16 protein-coding genes and 1 riboswitch are annotated in these 15,986 nt (G+C 33.5%); of the genes, 11 read left to right on the top strand and 5 right to left on the bottom strand.

Annotated elements, in window-relative coordinates; translation table 11 throughout:
- The first annotated feature begins 30 nt into the window (after window positions 1-30).
- The 5 genes from cobT (at window position 31) to GKZ88_RS17040 (ending at window position 6,303) form a co-directional block, all read left to right on the top strand.
- Window positions 31-1,710, top strand: a complete 1,680-nt coding sequence (cobT, locus tag GKZ88_RS17060; protein WP_155103548.1) for a nicotinate-nucleotide--dimethylbenzimidazole phosphoribosyltransferase — start codon at window positions 31-33, stop codon at window positions 1,708-1,710.
- Between the two features lie 67 nt (window positions 1,711-1,777).
- Window positions 1,778-2,575, top strand: coding sequence for an adenosylcobinamide-GDP ribazoletransferase (locus tag GKZ88_RS17055; RefSeq protein WP_155103547.1), 798 nt, complete (start codon window positions 1,778-1,780; stop codon window positions 2,573-2,575).
- Complete coding sequence (gene cobC, locus GKZ88_RS17050) at window positions 2,560-3,096, top strand: alpha-ribazole phosphatase (RefSeq protein ID WP_155103546.1); 537 nt, start codon at window positions 2,560-2,562, stop codon at window positions 3,094-3,096. The genes GKZ88_RS17055 and cobC overlap by 16 nt, the downstream gene beginning before the upstream one ends.
- 67 nt (window positions 3,097-3,163) lie before the next feature.
- Window positions 3,164-3,369: riboswitch (cobalamin riboswitch) on the top strand.
- A gap of 26 nt (window positions 3,370-3,395) precedes the next feature.
- A complete protein-coding gene (locus tag GKZ88_RS17045; protein WP_155103545.1) occupies window positions 3,396-5,249 on the top strand; it encodes a TonB-dependent receptor in 1,854 nt (617 codons plus the stop codon).
- A gap of 4 nt (window positions 5,250-5,253) precedes the next feature.
- Complete coding sequence (locus GKZ88_RS17040) at window positions 5,254-6,303, top strand: amine dehydrogenase large subunit (protein ID WP_155103544.1); 1,050 nt, start codon at window positions 5,254-5,256, stop codon at window positions 6,301-6,303.
- Between the two features lie 73 nt (window positions 6,304-6,376).
- Here the strand turns inward: GKZ88_RS17040 and GKZ88_RS17035 are convergent, their stop codons facing one another.
- Window positions 6,377-7,849, bottom strand: coding sequence for a S41 family peptidase (locus GKZ88_RS17035; protein WP_155103543.1), 1,473 nt, complete (start codon window positions 7,847-7,849; stop codon window positions 6,377-6,379).
- A gap of 162 nt (window positions 7,850-8,011) precedes the next feature.
- Here GKZ88_RS17035 and GKZ88_RS17030 point away from each other — a divergent pair, with 162 nt between their 5' ends.
- The 5 genes from GKZ88_RS17030 (at window position 8,012) to GKZ88_RS17010 (ending at window position 10,729) form a co-directional block, all read left to right on the top strand.
- Window positions 8,012-8,521 carry a sigma-70 family RNA polymerase sigma factor gene (locus GKZ88_RS17030; RefSeq protein ID WP_035649689.1) on the top strand — a complete coding sequence of 170 codons (510 nt, stop codon included), beginning with the start codon at window positions 8,012-8,014 and terminating at the stop codon, window positions 8,519-8,521.
- Window positions 8,508-8,966 (top strand): hypothetical protein, encoded by a 459-nt coding sequence (locus tag GKZ88_RS17025; RefSeq protein WP_155103542.1) that lies wholly within the window; start codon window positions 8,508-8,510, stop codon window positions 8,964-8,966. The genes GKZ88_RS17030 and GKZ88_RS17025 overlap by 14 nt, the downstream gene beginning before the upstream one ends.
- Before the next feature lie 16 nt (window positions 8,967-8,982).
- Window positions 8,983-9,510 carry a DUF4252 domain-containing protein gene (locus tag GKZ88_RS17020; RefSeq protein ID WP_155103541.1) on the top strand — a complete coding sequence of 176 codons (528 nt, stop codon included), beginning with the start codon at window positions 8,983-8,985 and terminating at the stop codon, window positions 9,508-9,510.
- Window positions 9,511-9,512: 2 nt separating this feature from the next.
- Window positions 9,513-10,049 (top strand): DUF4252 domain-containing protein, encoded by a 537-nt coding sequence (locus GKZ88_RS17015; RefSeq protein WP_155103540.1) that lies wholly within the window; start codon window positions 9,513-9,515, stop codon window positions 10,047-10,049.
- A 149-nt stretch (window positions 10,050-10,198) separates the two neighbouring features.
- Window positions 10,199-10,729: a DUF6252 family protein gene (locus GKZ88_RS17010; protein WP_155103539.1), complete on the top strand. Its 531-nt coding sequence runs from the start codon at window positions 10,199-10,201 to the stop codon at window positions 10,727-10,729.
- A 64-nt stretch (window positions 10,730-10,793) separates the two neighbouring features.
- Here GKZ88_RS17010 and carB read toward each other — a convergent pair whose 3' ends face one another.
- Window positions 10,794-13,649, bottom strand: coding sequence for a carbamoyl-phosphate synthase large subunit (carB, locus tag GKZ88_RS17005; RefSeq protein WP_155103538.1), 2,856 nt, complete (start codon window positions 13,647-13,649; stop codon window positions 10,794-10,796).
- Between the two features lie 144 nt (window positions 13,650-13,793).
- On the bottom strand, window positions 13,794-13,955 hold the full coding sequence (rpmH, locus tag GKZ88_RS17000) for a 50S ribosomal protein L34 (RefSeq protein ID WP_008464848.1): 162 nt from the start codon (window positions 13,953-13,955) through the stop codon (window positions 13,794-13,796).
- Window positions 13,956-14,122: 167 nt separating this feature from the next.
- On the opposite strand from rpmH, the gene GKZ88_RS16995 reads away from it, so the two are divergent.
- Window positions 14,123-14,638 (top strand): DUF2892 domain-containing protein, encoded by a 516-nt coding sequence (locus tag GKZ88_RS16995; RefSeq protein ID WP_155103537.1) that lies wholly within the window; start codon window positions 14,123-14,125, stop codon window positions 14,636-14,638.
- Window positions 14,639-14,695: 57 nt separating this feature from the next.
- Here GKZ88_RS16995 and GKZ88_RS16990 read toward each other — a convergent pair whose 3' ends face one another.
- Entirely contained in the window at window positions 14,696-15,196 is a 501-nt protein-coding gene (locus tag GKZ88_RS16990) for a hypothetical protein (RefSeq protein WP_155103536.1), read from the bottom strand.
- A 6-nt stretch (window positions 15,197-15,202) separates the two neighbouring features.
- Window positions 15,203-15,862 carry an alpha/beta hydrolase gene (locus GKZ88_RS16985; protein ID WP_155103535.1) on the bottom strand — a complete coding sequence of 220 codons (660 nt, stop codon included), beginning with the start codon at window positions 15,860-15,862 and terminating at the stop codon, window positions 15,203-15,205.
- Between the last annotated feature and the right edge of the window lie 124 nt (window positions 15,863-15,986).

Genomic DNA, 15,986 nt, shown 5'->3' with positions numbered 1-15,986 from the left:
TTGGAATATGGAATTTTAATATTGGAATTTATGAGTATTTTAGATGATATTTTAAAATCGCGACGCGATACACGACATTTTACAGCTGATGAAGTTCCTGACGAAGTGATGCAAAAAGCTTTGCAGGCCGGACATTGGGCGCCTTCGGTCGGGCTTACAGATGCAACGCGATATTATATTATTAAATCGGCGGAAGTTAAAACTGCTATTAAAAATCTGTTTTTAGATTACAATAAAAAAGCCGAAGAACTTACTGATAATCCTGAACAAAAAGAACTTTACAGATCTCTAAAACTGGAAGCAATTGAAGAAGCGCCAATCGGACTTATAATTGCTTATGACCGATCTGTTTTAAATCAATTTACGATTGGAACTGTTGGCAGCAATGAAGCGGTGAAATTCAGTTCGGTTTGTGCCGCGCAGAATATTTGGCTTTCGCTGACAGAACAAGGTTACGGAATGGGCTGGGTTTCTATTTTAAATTATTATCAGTTTAAGAAGATTCTGGATTTGCCTGAAAACATTGAACCACTTGGCTATTTCTGTATTGGAAAACCTGCAACAAATTACAACAATCAGCCAATGCTCCAGCAATTGCATTGGAAACAAAAATCGGAAAGTCCAATTTGTACTGAAATTCAAAATGTAAACGAAAGTTCAGTTTCAGAAATAAAGACTACAACTTCTTCAGAAAAAAATAATTCATCAGATTTTGATCAGCTTCTGCAGGAAAAAATAGATTCGAAAACGAAACCTATTGGTGCTTTGGGAACTTTAGAGACTTTAGCTTTTCAAACGGCAAAAGTTTTTAAAACTTTGGAACCAAAAATTATTAAACCAAACATGGTTGTTTTTGCCGCTGATCATGGCATTGCAAATCACGGCGTAAGTGCTTATCCACAAGATGTAACCCGACAAATGGTTGGAAATTTTCTGGACGGAGGCGCCGCAATAAATGTGTTTTGCAGACAAAATAACATTCAGCTCTCAATTGTTGATGCTGGAGTCAATTATGATTTCCCGACTAACATAGAACTCATTAATGCTAAAGTTGCTAAAGGAACTCAATCCTTTTTACATGTGCCGGCAATGAGTGAAGCTGAATTGCAATTATGTTTTGAAAAAGGAAAATCCATCGTCGATGCCATTGCCTCAACAGGTTCAAACTGCATTGGTTTTGGTGAAATGGGAATTGGAAATACTTCTACAGCTTCCGTTTTGATGAGTCTTTTGACGGATTTTCCAATTGAAGAATGCATTGGAAAAGGCACCGGAATTGTTGATGAAAAACTCATTCAAAAACACAATCTTCTTAAAAAAGCAATCGAAAATTATTCCGGTCAAGCCGAATTAATGTCACAGCTGGCCTATTTTGGCGGTTTCGAAATCCTGCAAATGGCAGGCGGAATGCTCTCGGCCTTTGAAAATAAAATGCTGATTCTGGTGGATGGTTTTATTTGTTCTGTTGCATTTTTAATTGCTCTAAAAATCAATCCGAATATTAAAGAAAATGCCATTTTTTGTCATTGCTCCGCTGAACAGGCACATCAAAAATTGCTTGATTATTTGAATGCAAAACCAATTTTAAACCTAGATTTGCGTCTTGGCGAAGGAACTGGATGCGCAATTGCTTTCCCGATTTTAAAATCGGCTGAAGTTTTTTTGAATGAAATGGCTAGTTTTGAAAGTGCTGGAGTGAGCAGGAAATAGTAATCAGACGCAGTTTCAGTTTTCAGTTTTCAGCCTTAAAACTAAATTTTATTAATTAATTATCTTAATGAAAAAAGAACTACATATCTTCTTCACCTGTTTAATGTTTTACACCCGAATACCCTGCCCAAAAAACATTACACATCATCCCGATTATCTAAATAAAGCCACGCGCTATTTTCCTTTTATTGGATGGATTGTTGGGAGTATTTCATTTTTGGCTTTTTATCTTTTTTCTCTTTTTCTTTCAACAGAAACGGCTGTAATTTTTGCTATAATTGCTTCTGTCTTAACAACAGGCGCTTTTCATGAAGACGGTTTTGCCGATGTCTGTGATGGTTTTGGCGGTGGCTGGACAAAAGAAAAAATTCTGATGATTATGAAAGACAGCGCAATTGGCGCTTACGGAGCAATTGGTCTGGTGTTATTGTTTTTAGCTAAATTCAAATTACTTTCAGAATCAATTTCGCATTTTACAATTTCCCAAAATTATTTGCTGGTTTTGCTGTTATTTATTTCGGCTCACGCTTTGAGTCGTTTAGCCGCAATCAGCATTATTTTCACACATGAATATTCGAGAGATGACGCTTCAAGCAAAAGCAAACCAATTGCAAAAAACCACACCTGGAAAGAAATTTCGGGATCTTTTTTCTTCGGATTACTTCCTCTATTTGTACTCTCCTATTTTGGTTTTCAATTCAAAATACTGCTCGTTTTAATTCCGGTTTTCTTGACAAGATATTTTTTAGCCAGATATTTTCAAAAATGGATTGATGGATACACAGGCGATTGCCTTGGCGCAACGCAACAAGTATGTGAAGTTGTTTTTTATTTAAGTCTGCTTTTTATATGGAAATTTATTTAGTCCGACATACCGAAACGGTCTGCGAAAAAGGAATTTGCTACGGACAATCTGATGTAAATATTGCAGCACCTTTTGATGCTATTTTTGATGAAATAGTTTCTCAATTACCTTCAGAAGCAACTATTTTTTCAAGTCCATTAAAGCGCTGTGTGATTTTGGCAAAACATGTTCAGAACAATATCAAAACAATATCCTATCAAGAAGATGAACGTTTAAAAGAAATGAATTTTGGCGACTGGGAATTAAAAAACTGGAATGAAATTCCGCCAGAACAGCTCAATCCTTGGATGGAAGATTTTGTAAATATCCGCGTTTCAAATGGTGAATCTTTTGTTGAATTACATGACAGAGTTGGGAATTTTCTATCTGAAATTCTTTCAAAAAACATACAAAATCCAATCGTCATTGTTGCACATGCCGGAATTATCAGAAGTATCTTATGTCATCAAACTTCATTGCCCTTGAAAGAGGCTTTTCAAAATAAAGTAGATTTTGGCCAAGTCATTAAAATCGAGCTTTAACAAGTGTTCTGTTTAGAATTTGATGGAAAAACTAAAACAAATTTGAAAATTCATTAATTTTAACTTTATCTTTGCACAAAATTAAGGTTGTGTTTTATTTATAAAAACACATTAAAAGGGAATCAAGTAAAATCTTGAGCTGTACCCGCAACTGTAAGCTTAGTTCTGAAAAGAATGCTCGTTGTAACTGCAAAGCCACTGCTCGCCCCGGCGAATGGGAAGGCATACAACAAGACGCAAGCCAGGAGACCTGCCTTTGAAACAAAAATCGAACTCTCGGGAAAAAGAGTGTAGAAATTATGACTTTAAAAAAATATTTCGCTTTTACTTTATTGCTGCTGTGCCAATTCATTTGGGCGCAAAAGGATTCTATTACTGGTCTTAAAGAAGTTGTTGTTTCTGATGCTAATCTTAAAAAATATTCTGCTTCACAATCGATTCTAAAACTAAATGATTCGGTTATCAATAAAAATGAAGCTTTATTGACCGATCTTCTAAATTTCAATTCTACCATTTATTTTAAAGAATACGGGCGTGGCATGCTTTCGACAGTTGCCTTTAGAGGAACAACTTCATCACAAACGGCAGTAATCTGGAACGGAATCAACATTAATTCACAAATGAACGGAAGCACCGACTTCAATACGATTTCGGGTTCCGATTATAATTCTGTAAGCGTAAAAGCCGGCGGAGGAAGTGTTATTTATGGAAGCGGTGCCGTGGGCGGAACAGTCCATTTAAATAATGATTTGGCATTTTATAATCGATTTGAGAATAATTTAAAACTAGATTACGGAAGTTATAATACCATCGGAATCAATTATAAAACTAATATTTCAAACGAAAAATGGAGTGCTCAAATTGGTTTTTCAAAAAACAGCTCTACAAACGATTATAAATATTTAAATCGATATACCTGGAAAGGTGAACAGCGATGGAATCAAAACGGACAATATGATGTTGTTACGCTTAGTGCCAATTTGGGCTATAAATTTGATGCCAAAAACAGTTTAAAACTCTACAGCCAAACATCCAATACAGACCGAAATACTTCCTTAATAACAGAGACCGAAACCCCAAGCAAATATGTAAACGGTTTCAACAGAAATTTACTGGAATATGATGGGGATTTCGGCAAGTTTAAAGCCAATTTCAAAACGGCCTATATTTTCGAAAATTACCAATATTACCCCGATAATTCTTTTAATCAATATACTTACGGAAAAACTGAAAGTTTAATTACTAAGGCAGATTTAGGATATACATTTTTCAAATCAACACAAGTAAACGGAATTGTAGACTATAACCGAACAAAAGGTTTTGGAAGCGGTTTTGGTAATAACACACGAGAAATCAGTTCTGCTGCGTTATTAGTAAAACAAGATTTTTCTAAAGACTGGAAGAATGAATTTGGTATTCGAAAAGAATTCACAGACAATTATAAATCGCCAGTTTTATTCAATTTAGGATCTTCTTATCAATTTGGGGAACTGTATAATTTAAAGTTGAATTTGTCCCGAAATTTCAGAATCCCGACTTTCAATGATTTATATTGGGAAGAAGGAGGAAATCCAAATTTGAAACCGGAAAGTTCGTATCAGGCAGAAATTGGAAATGTTTTTACTTTCAAAAATATTTCGCTTACGCAGACTTTTTACTACATAAAAATCACCGATTTATTGCGATGGGTTCCTGGAAGCGGCGGTATCTGGAAACCAGAAAATACAGACAAAGTAAATAGTTACGGTGCCGAAACTTTGGTGAGCTGGAAAAAACAGTATGGCAAAAATTATTTTGGAGCCAATGCTACTTACGCCTACACGATCTCAGAAAACACAGAAACTAATAAACAGTTGTTTTTTGTTCCTTTTAATAAAGTAACAGCATCTGTTTCGTATTCAAGAAACCGAATTTCAGCCTATTACCAATTCCTTTACAATGGATTTGTGTACACGCAGGCCGATAATGATCCAAATGAAATTGTCGATGCCTATACGGTTTCAAATATTGGAATCGATTATGATTTTAAATTTTTAAGTTCTTTCAAACTTGGATTTCAAGTATTAAATCTTTGGAACGAAAATTATGAAAGCCTTGAAAATAGACCAATGCCAGGAAGAAATTTTAATATGTACTTAAACCTTAAATTTTAATATAATGAAGCTAACTAGATTATTTTTATTAGCATTAAGCGTATCGCTTTTTGTTTCTTGTTCTAACGATGACGACAATGATCCGAAAGGAGTTTATGATAAAGGCTTTTTCATCTTAAACGAAGGAAATTCTGGAGGTGGTTCAGTTTCTTTTGCAAGTGATGATTTAGCCAATTTTACAGCTGATGTTTACAAAACAGCAAATGTTGGTGATTTTGCTGGAGTATATCTTCAAAACATCTTTTTTGACGGAGATAAAGCTTATATCATTGCTGGCGGTTCTAACGTAATTAATGTTGTAAACAGATACACATTCAAATTAATTGCAAAAGTTGACAGCGGATTAGCAAACCCAAGATACGGTGTTATAAAAGACGGAAAAGCGTATGTAACGAATGCAAACACTTATTCTTACAGTAATCCTGCAACTGGTGATACTGACGATTATATTGCTGTAATTGATTTAGCTACGAACAAAGTAGAATCTAAAATTGAATTGAAAGCTACTGCAAACCGTATTGTATTAGAAAACGGCAAATTTTATATTACTGATACTTATAATGATAAAGTATTGGTTGTAAATCCAGTAACAAAAGCATTAGAAACTCCAGTGACCATTGGTTACAGCGGAGACAGCGTGGAAGTTAAAGACGGAATTTTGTATGTTTTGAGAGCTCCTTATGGAGATAACAGAAGTGAAATTGTAAAAGTGAAACTATCTGATAAATCAGTTACAAAAATCACTTTCCCAAAATCTTTAGACAGAGCTGGATACTTAGATATTTATAATGATAAAGTTTACTACACTTCAAACAATTCAGTTTACGCTATCAGCCCTTCTGCAACAGAAGCATCTACTACGCCAATTTTAACTGCTAATCTTCCAACTGGTGGTTCCATCTATGGTTTTGCTGTCGAAAACAATAAAATTTATATTGCTGATGCTGGAGATTATGCATCAAACAGCAAAGCTTATATCTATAACTTAAGTGGTGTATCACAAAAAGAATTAACTGTAGGAGTTGGACCAAATGGTTTTTACTTCAACAATTAATATACCTTTATTTTTAAATTAGTTTTTGGATTTTTTTTTGAAAAAAAGGCTTTCATTTCTGAAAGCCTTTTTTCTATTTTAATGATTTTGAAAATCCTTTTGGAACAGTTTCCAAATACATATCATTTCGTAATCCATTGATTTTTTTCGAATCGTCTATATAAGGTAAAACAAAACTTTTGTCGGTTTGAATCTTTTTAGCGGTAGCTCCAGTAATCTTAGAAATTGCCAAATTCAATAATGGTTCAGTTGGATCTCCAAGTACTCCGTAACTGCTTACATATTCTAACTGAAGATAAGTAGGAACTAATCCTGAAGTATAATCTCCAAAATCTTGAGCGTTAGTAATTTTAAAAACCAAAGGCTGCATAGCATATTTATGATTTGGATTTACGTTTGATTTCGTAAAAGTCGGTGAATCATAAACCGTAAAGGAACCAACATTTTTCCCAATCGTTGTTTCACCAATCTGAACAACATCGATATAAGGTTTTAAGCCATTAACAACTAATTCACTTGCCGACGCCGTGCTAGAAGTTGTTAAAATATAAACCTTTGATAAATTCAAACTATTTAAGGCCGTACCGTCAATGTTATTGACAAATCTTTGGTTCAAAGACTCCAGATCTTCTGTTGTCATTGTAGCCATTAATTTTAAATTATATTGCTGTTTCGAAAATATTTTTCCGTTAAACTGACCTGTAATCATACTTGCCAAACGAGTTGATGTACGTACAGAACCGCCTCCATTATATCTTAAATCCAAAACTAAATCCGTAACACCCTGTGCTTTCAATTCACCAAAAGCCTGATTCAGTTTAGCATCATAATCGGAATAAAAACCATTGTACATTAAATAGCCTATTTTATGTCCGCCAGATGTAATTACTTTATTAATTAAAATTGGGTTTTCTTCTAAAACGGTTTTAGTCAAAGCAACCGATTTGCCATTCAAAACAAAAGTTGAGCCATTATAATCAGAAAGATTTAAAGTATAACTGTCTGGAGCTAACAATAATGATTGATAATTAGAGACCGTAAGTTTTGTACCATTCACAGCCGTAAATAAATCGCCTCTTTTTATTGCTTTTGCTGAAGCATCAGAATTTGGAACAATATAACGTACATAACCTACCACATCATTTGAGCCGCTTGCAACTCTCATTAGTCCAAAATCTACTCCATTATTTTTTGTAATTCCGTTAAGTTCTTGTTCCAAAACAGTATAATCATCAACAATCCAGCTAAAACGGTCAATTGCCGTTGCAGGATATTTACTGATGGGCTTATTTAATAAATCTTGAAATAATTCTTTTGGATCTGAGTATCCAGATAAATAAGAGTTTAATTCTGCTTGACTGCTAAACCTATCATCGGCTAAATTTGGCACATCAGCTTGCCACAAGTAAACTGCATTTAATCCTTTCCAGATAAAATCATTTACTTGCAAAGTTGCCGGAGCTTCTACATCATCCTGATCTTCACAGGACTGCAAAGTAAAGGCAAGCAAAAAAATTAGTAGTAAACTCTTTAATATTGTTTTCATAAAAAATGTTCTTGGTAATCTATTAACGTAAAAATACTACCTTTAGTTTTAACTCTATTAAGTTTATTTCATTTTTTCTGTAATTTTTTTTAAAAGTGGCTGTAACAAAAATAATAGTGCCTCGTCTTGACTATATAAGCTAACGAATAACCAACCAATTTTATGAATCAGAATGTGTTTATAGAATTAATTAATCCTTTTAAAGACAAAGTTTTTCGTCTGGCAAAAAGATTGCTTACAAGCACCGAAGAGGCAGAAGATGCGACTCAGGAAGTGATGGTAAAATTATGGAACAAAAAAGACAATTTGGATTCCTATAATAATATCGAAGCAGTAGCCATGACAATGACCAAGAATTATTGTCTGGATCAATTAAAATCTAAAAGAGCCGGAAACCTCAAAATTGTACATAACAATTTTACAGACCGGGAACCTCAATTAGACAAAAAATTAGAAGATTCTGACAGCTTGGAATGGGTCGAAAAAATTATAAATCAGCTGCCAGAACAGCTTCAAATATTAATTCAGCTTCGGGATGTTGAGCAATATGAATTTGATGAAATTGCGAAAATTGTCAACATGAATGAAACCGCTATACGAGTAGCGCTTTCGAGAGCGAGAAAAAAAATTAGAGAATCAATGGTTAACACACACAGTTATGGAATTAGATAGAATAGAAAATATATTAGAAAAATACTTTCAGGGAGAAACTACTATTGCTGAAGAAAAAGAATTAAAAGACTATTTTTCGTCTCCAAATGTTGCGCAGCATTTAGAGCAATATCAGCCAATGTTTGGTTATTTCTCTCAGGTAAAACAACAAAAATCGACACAAGAGATTCCACTACAAACTAAGAAACGAAATGTGGCGTGGTTATCAATTGCAGCTTCGGCGGTTGTTTTACTCGGAATTGGGACTTATTTCTTTGCTGGCGAACAAAATGCAGCTCCGACTGTAGCGCAGTCAGAATTAGGAACCTATGATAATCCTGAAGAAGCACTGAAGGCAACTCAAAAAGCTTTGGCACTATTATCAAACAATGTTAATGTCGGTATTGGAAGTGTACAATACATTAACGAATATGAACAATCAAAAAACAAAATTTTTAAACAGTAATTAAAATCAATCAAAAATGAAAAATCTTATTATAACACTAGTTTTCGCCTTTTTCACACATACATTCTACGCACAGGGCGCTTTTGACAAATTTGATGGTCAAGACGATGTAACATCAGTAATTGTAAACAAAAAAATGTTCGATTTAATGAGCAAAGTAAAAGTTGACGCTACTGACAAAGAAACACAGCAATATATTAATCTGATCAAAAAATTAGATTACCTAAAAGTGTTTACAACAAAAAACCCTAAAATCGAAGCTGACATGAAAGCTTCTGCTGACAAATACATTAAAACAGCAGGTTTAGAAGAATTGATGCGAGTAAACGACAGCGGAAAAAATGTTCGCATCATGGTAAAATCTGGCGCAAGCGACACACAAATTAAAGAATTACTAATGTTTGTTGATGGTGCAAAAAATGACGAAACCGTTTTGCTGTCTCTAACTGGTAATTTTGACTTAAACGAAATCTCTGTACTTACTGATAAAATGCAACTTCCAGGCGGTTCAGACTTAAAAAAGGCCTCTAAAGGCAAAAGATAATCATGAAAACTAAAGTTTTTACCTCAGCCATTTTAGTATTACTGACTTTAATAAGTTGTAATTCTGAACCTTCATTGCAAAAGTATTTTGTTGAAAATACCGAAAAAAAGGACTTTATCGCGATTGATGTTTCATCTAATATTTTAAATGTAGACAAAGCAAAATTATCTGCCGAACAAACTGAAGCTTTAAAATCATTTGACAAAATGAACATTTTAGCCTTTAAAGCCACAGATAAAAATCAAGCCGAATTTGAAGCGGAACGCACGAAAGTGAAAGCGATTTTAAAAGACCCAAAATATCAGCAATTAATGAAAGTTGGTTCAGGTAAAGACGGAGCTTCAATAAGTTATGTTGGAACAGACGAAAACATCGAAGAGTTTGTGGTTTTTGCCAACAGAAAAGAAAATGGTTTTGCCGTTGTCCGCGTTCTCGGAAAAAACATGAATCCAAATAACATTATGACATTGATGTCGGTTTTACAAAAATCGAATATCAATATGGATCAGCTGAAACCTTTACAGCAATTGATAAAATAATCATCAATCTTACTTTATAATCAGAAAAAGCTCCAAATAATTTTGGAGCTTTTTTTGTTTAAGAAAACATAATTTCTTCTTATAAACAGTCTTTATATTAACAAAATATATTTTACATTTACTGCCTAACAAACCTTTAAAATCAATAAATGAAAACACCAAAAATCCTACTAATTCTTTTCCTTTTTGTATTAAACAGCTGCTCAAGTGACATCGAAAGTCCAGGCGTTACTACACAATATGCAATGACTGCAAAAATTGATGATGCGTTGTGGGAAATGAATAATCCGTTAAATACAAATGCCGCTACAAAACCATTATTTGATTATTATCCAACTAAAGACTACATTCAATTAGTAGGAAGAAAAAATGTAATAGATGAAATTAGACTTTACATTAAAAGAACCAATCTAAAAATTGGAACCTATCCTATTACGGCAGCAACATTTGATGCTTCTAAAACACAAATTGAAACATCATTTAATAGCAAAGCAAAAAGTCAATATCCGGTTGAAGGTTCTTTATCAATAACAGCAATTGATTCAAAAGCTAAGACAGTGGCAGGAACATTTTCTTTTAACTGCGTTGAAAATTACTCAAAACCAATAAGTGCGACCAATCCTGTTACAACTAAAGTAACTGAGGGAACATTTAATTATAAATATGATGTTGCAAACTAACATCAACTAAACTAAAAAAGCTCCAATTTTCATTGGAGCTTTTTTTTATATTAGCAATCTGAGATTATTTACTCAAATACATTTTTCTTCTAGAATACAATTCGTAGAATTGATCATCTTTCAAGTCATCAATAAACAAGATGCTTTCTCCTGTTGATTTCATTTCTGGCCCTAGTGCTTTGTTTACATTCGGGAATTTGCTGAAAGAGAAAACAGGTTGTTTGATTGCATATCCTTTTAATTGCGGGTTGAAATCAAAGTCAGTTACTTTATTGTGGCCTAACATTACTTTTGTAGCGTAGTTTACATAAGGCTCTCCGTAAGCTTTTGCAATAAACGGAACCGTTCTTGAAGCTCTTGGATTTGCTTCGATAATATAAACGGTATCATCTTTAATCGCAAACTGAATGTTGATTAAACCAACCGTTTTTAAAGCTCTAGCAATTTTATGCGTATGATCTTTAATTTGCTGCATTACAAATTCTCCTAAGTTAAAAGGAGGCAAAGTTGCGTTACTATCTCCAGAGTGAACACCACAAGGCTCAATGTGCTCCATAATTCCGATGATGTATACATTTCCATCGGCATCACAAATCGCATCAGCTTCCGCTTCAATTGCTCCGGCTAAATAGTGATCTAAAAGCAATTTATTTCCTGGAATCGTTTTCAATAAATTGATAACGTGTTCTTCTAATTCTTTTTTGTTGATTACAATCTTCATTCCCTGACCTCCTAATACATAAGAAGGACGAATCAATAATGGGAAATCTAATGTATCTGCTAGTGCAGAAGCTTCATCAGCCGTTTCAGCTATTCCGAATTTAGGGAAAGGAATATGCAATTCTGTCAATAAATCAGAGAAACGTCCTCTGTCTTCCGCTAAATCAAGTGCATCAAAACTAGTTCCGATGATTTTCACTCCGTATTTAGAAAGTTTATCAGCCAATTTCAATGCTGTCTGACCACCAAGCTGTACAATTACACCTTCAGGTTTTTCGTGCTGAATAATATCATAAATATGCTCCCAGAAAACTGGTTCGAAGTATAATTTATCAGCTGTATCAAAATCAGTCGAAACCGTTTCTGGATTACAGTTGATCATGATCGTTTCATAACCGCATTCTTTTGCCGCTAAAACTCCGTGTACACAAGAATAATCAAACTCAATTCCCTGACCGATTCTGTTTGGTCCAGAACCTAAAACGATGATTTTCTTTTTGTCTGTAACAATACTTTCGTTATCTACATAACGCTCACCATTTGCTTTTTCAATTTCAGCTTCAAAAGTGGAGTAGTAATAAGGTGTTTTAGCTTTAAATTCTGCTGCACAAGTATCAACCAATTTAAACACACGGTTAACGTTTTGCTCCATACGTAAAGCATGCACTTCACTTTCAAGACAATTCATCATGTGCGCGATTTGTCTGTCTGCAAAACCTTTTTGTTTCGCTTCAAGCAGTAAATCTTTTGGAAGATTTGTTACTTTATAGTTAGAAATTTCTTTCTCTAAAGTATAAAGTTCTTCATATTGTTTTAAGAACCACATATCGATTCTTGTAATCTCATGAATACGGCTCAACGGAATTCCCATTGCGATTGCATCATAAATTACAAAAACACGATCCCAGCTTGCGTAAGTCAGTTTCTCGATAATTTGTTCGTAATTTTTATATCCTTTTCCGTCAGCACCAATTCCGTTTCTCTTAATCTCTAAAGATTGCGTTGCTTTGTGTAATGCTTCTTGGAAAGAACGTCCAATTCCCATAACCTCACCAACAGATTTCATCTGAAGACCTAAAGTTCTGTCAGATCCTTCAAATTTATCAAAGTTCCAACGAGGTATTTTCACGATTACATAATCTAAAGTTGGTTCAAAAAGAGCCGAAGTCGATTTTGTAATTTGGTTTTGCAATTCATCTAAATTGTATCCTAAAGCTAATTTAGAAGCAATTTTTGCAATTGGATAACCCGTTGCTTTTGATGCCAAAGCAGAAGAACGAGATACACGAGGGTTAATCTCGATGGCTACGATATCTTCTTTATCATCTGGAGAAACTGCGAATTGTACGTTACATCCTCCCGCAAAATTTCCGATACTTCTCATCATTAAAATTGCGTAGTCACGTAATTTTTGGAAAGTTGTATCAGATAAAGTCATTGCCGGAGCAACTGTAATTGAATCTCCAGTATGAATTCCCATTGGGTCCATATTTTCGATAGAACAGATAATTACAACATTGTCATTTTTATCTCTTAAAAGTTCTAATTCGTATTCTTTCCATCCCATCAAAGCTTTGTCAATTAAAACTTCGTGAATTGGTGAAGCTTCAAGACCTCTAGTTAAAAGCTCATCAAAATCTTCTTTTTTGTACACTACTGCTGCTCCAGTTCCTCCAAGTGTAAACGAAGGACGAATTACAAGCGGGAAACCAAATTCTTGAGCGATTTCTTTTCCTTCTAAGTAAGAAGTAGCCGTTTTTGCAGGCGCAGTTGGAACATTTATTCTTTCTAAAAGCTGTTTAAACTGCTCTCTGTCTTCTGTAATATTAATTGCGTTTACATCAACCCCGATTAATCTTACTCCGAAATCTTGCCAGATTCCTTTTTCTTCAGCTTCCAAACACAAGTTCAAAGCAGTCTGACCTCCCATTGTTGGCAAAACAGCATCAATTTGTGGATGTTCCTTCAGAATTTCAATAATCGATTTTGTAGTTAAAGGTTTCAAATAAATATGATCGGCCATAGATGGGTCGGTCATAATCGTCGCTGGATTTGAGTTTATCAAGATAACTTCAATTCCTTCTTCACGAATTGAACGTGCAGATTGAGATCCTGCATAATCAAATTCGCAAGCTTGACCAATAACAATAGGTCCTGAACCTATTATTAAAACTGATTTTATTGATGTGTCTTTAGGCATTTTGTATGTATTGTGTAGTTATTATATGCATTAAAAAACATTCACAGTGCTTTAGAAACTAGAATGTTACAAATTTATTACCGACAAGGTATAAAAAAAGGCGATACTAAAAAAGTAATCGCCTTATGTATGTTTATACAAACATTATTTTTTGTGTCTAGGCTCGCTAGAAACAGTCAATTTATGTCTTCCTTTTGCTCTTCTACGCGCTAGAACTTTTCTTCCATTCGCAGAAGCCATTCTGTCCATAAATCCGTGCTTATTTCTTCTTTTTCTTTTCGATGGTTGAAATGTTCTTTTGCTCATTGCTTTGTATCTTTAAAATGGTATCTAATATCTGTTTTTCTGTTTTTGAATATCGTTGCTCAAAAACCGAGTGCAAATATACAAAGACTTTTTTTTCTGGCAAGCACTTTAATAAAAATATTTTTAATTCATTTTACTATATTTGCAATCACAAATTTACATTAATTATGTTTCATAAAAATATTAAACTTATTTTGGCCGGACTTCTTGTAGTTGCTGGCGTTTGGCAATTTACAGAAAGTAATATCGGGAACGGTATATTTTTGCTTTTACTTACTGCTATTCCTATTTTCCTTTATTTTAAAAACGAATTTATCTTATTAGCTTTCCTTAAATTAAGAAAACAAGACTTTGAAGGAGCTAAAAAGTGGTTATCATATATTAAAAACCCAGAAGCCGCATTAGTAAGAAAACAACAAGGATACTTTAATTACCTACACGGAATTATGTTATCTCAAACTAATATCAACCAAGCTGAGAAACATTTTAAGAAAGCAATCGAACTTGGATTATCAATGGATATGGATTTAGCCGTTGCAAAATTGAACCTTGCTGGAGTTGCAATGTCACGCCGCAGAAAACTTGAAGCAACTAATTTATTGAATGAAGCTAAGAAATTAGACAAACAAGGTATGCTGAAAGAACAAATCACGATGATGAAAGAACAAATGAAGAAAATCTAACGATTTTTAAATTACAATAAAAAAAATCCCAAATTCTAAAAAGAGTTTGGGATTTTTTTATTTTAAAGTATCAACAACAAACGTTGGTGGTATTGGCATTAAAACCATTTTATTGATTTTACTTAAGTCAATTTTTTTATTCGTTTTAGTAAATTCATGATCAATTTTAATCTTTTCCAATGATTTTCCGAAAAGCCAAAATCGATTAGGTCCATTATGCCCATGAATTTTAAGCTTCTTCTCTTGATTTTTATTCTTTAAAATAAAAGCGTTAGTTTCTCCATCATCAACCAAACTCTCATAGGAATCATTCTTTGGAAAAGTTATGGTATCCAATATATTTTGAATATTCTCTTTCTCTTCTTTATTTAGGATTGTAAAAAATGTCTCTTCTTTAAAACCATAACTATTTATATAATAAAGAGTGTCTGAAGAATTAAATTTTAAATAATAGGATTCATGAATATTCCATTTAAAAAAAGTAAAATCAAAATCCTTTTTAGGAGGCATATTACATCCTGTTAAGATTAGAATCAGAGCTATAGTCAAGTTTCTCATATTATTTTAATCCTCCAAAATAATAGAAGGCAAATTCTCATTAAGCCATTTGTACTTATTTAGAATCATAATATGAGTTCCGCCTTTTACCACAATACATTTGTCAATATATTTTATAGGAAAAACATCATCCTGATCACCGTGAATATGAATCACATTATCATCAACTATATTTCTGTCCCATAAAATGACCGATTCTACAGCCCACTGCAGATAATTAAGATCGCGGACCGCTAAAAACTTCTCGTATAATTTTATTCGTTTATTGACTTTTTCTCCAAAAGAATATTTAGCTAGATTTTCAATATTCAGAATCAGCTTCATCGGAATTAACTTATATGCTTTTGTTTTCTTGCCGATTTTCATTCTTCTAGGAAATTCAACATTACTTCTCACACTCGAGATAATAATTACTTTGTGCGCTTTTATATGCTTCGAAATTTCCTGAACTAAAATTCCTCCGAAGGAAACTCCAATTAAAACTGGATTTTCATGCTTGATATTCTCAGCAATTCGAACAGCGTAATCAGATAAAGATTCTTTAGGTTTAGGAATCTCCCATTCAAGTAAATGGGTTTCAAAAACAGATTCGTCTAATTTAATTCTTTCAAAAATAGCTGGACTAGCCGCCAATCCAGGCATAAAATAAACAGGAATTTTACTCATTTGTCAAAAAAGGTATTTTAATTACAAATCTCAATTTCAAGATAAATTTACTTTTTTTAACAATATGCACAGCAAATCTCACACCATAATCCATATTAAAACAAATAAAATTACAAATTATTTA

The organism is Flavobacterium sp. LC2016-01 (assembly GCF_009711135.1).
Taxonomy (GTDB): Bacteria; Bacteroidota; Bacteroidia; order Flavobacteriales; family Flavobacteriaceae; genus Flavobacterium.
The sequence above is the reverse complement of the archived record's forward strand: the minus strand, read 5'-3'. Positions and strand labels throughout refer to the sequence as shown.

Excerpts from the sequence above, each read along its gene's own strand:
- GKZ88_RS17025 (WP_155103542.1), top strand. The coding sequence starts at position 8,508 with ATGGAATTAGATAGAATAGAAAATATATTAGAAAAATACTTTCAGGGA.
- carB (WP_155103538.1), bottom strand. The coding sequence starts at position 13,649 with ATGCCTAAAGACACATCAATAAAATCAGTTTTAATAATAGGTTCAGGA.
- GKZ88_RS17010 (WP_155103539.1), top strand. The coding sequence starts at position 10,199 with ATGAAAACACCAAAAATCCTACTAATTCTTTTCCTTTTTGTATTAAAC.
- GKZ88_RS17055 (WP_155103547.1), top strand. The coding sequence starts at position 1,778 with ATGAAAAAAGAACTACATATCTTCTTCACCTGTTTAATGTTTTACACC.
- GKZ88_RS16990 (WP_155103536.1), bottom strand. The coding sequence starts at position 15,196 with ATGAGAAACTTGACTATAGCTCTGATTCTAATCTTAACAGGATGTAAT.
- GKZ88_RS17030 (WP_035649689.1), top strand. The coding sequence starts at position 8,012 with ATGAATCAGAATGTGTTTATAGAATTAATTAATCCTTTTAAAGACAAA.
- cobC (WP_155103546.1), top strand. The coding sequence starts at position 2,560 with ATGGAAATTTATTTAGTCCGACATACCGAAACGGTCTGCGAAAAAGGA.
- GKZ88_RS17045 (WP_155103545.1), top strand. The coding sequence starts at position 3,396 with ATGACTTTAAAAAAATATTTCGCTTTTACTTTATTGCTGCTGTGCCAA.
- GKZ88_RS16995 (WP_155103537.1), top strand. The coding sequence starts at position 14,123 with ATGTTTCATAAAAATATTAAACTTATTTTGGCCGGACTTCTTGTAGTT.
- rpmH (WP_008464848.1), bottom strand. The coding sequence starts at position 13,955 with ATGAGCAAAAGAACATTTCAACCATCGAAAAGAAAAAGAAGAAATAAG.
- GKZ88_RS17040 (WP_155103544.1), top strand. The coding sequence starts at position 5,254 with ATGAAGCTAACTAGATTATTTTTATTAGCATTAAGCGTATCGCTTTTT.
- GKZ88_RS17015 (WP_155103540.1), top strand. The coding sequence starts at position 9,513 with ATGAAAACTAAAGTTTTTACCTCAGCCATTTTAGTATTACTGACTTTA.
- cobT (WP_155103548.1), top strand. The coding sequence starts at position 31 with ATGAGTATTTTAGATGATATTTTAAAATCGCGACGCGATACACGACAT.
- GKZ88_RS17035 (WP_155103543.1), bottom strand. The coding sequence starts at position 7,849 with ATGAAAACAATATTAAAGAGTTTACTACTAATTTTTTTGCTTGCCTTT.
- GKZ88_RS17020 (WP_155103541.1), top strand. The coding sequence starts at position 8,983 with ATGAAAAATCTTATTATAACACTAGTTTTCGCCTTTTTCACACATACA.
- GKZ88_RS16985 (WP_155103535.1), bottom strand. The coding sequence starts at position 15,862 with ATGAGTAAAATTCCTGTTTATTTTATGCCTGGATTGGCGGCTAGTCCA.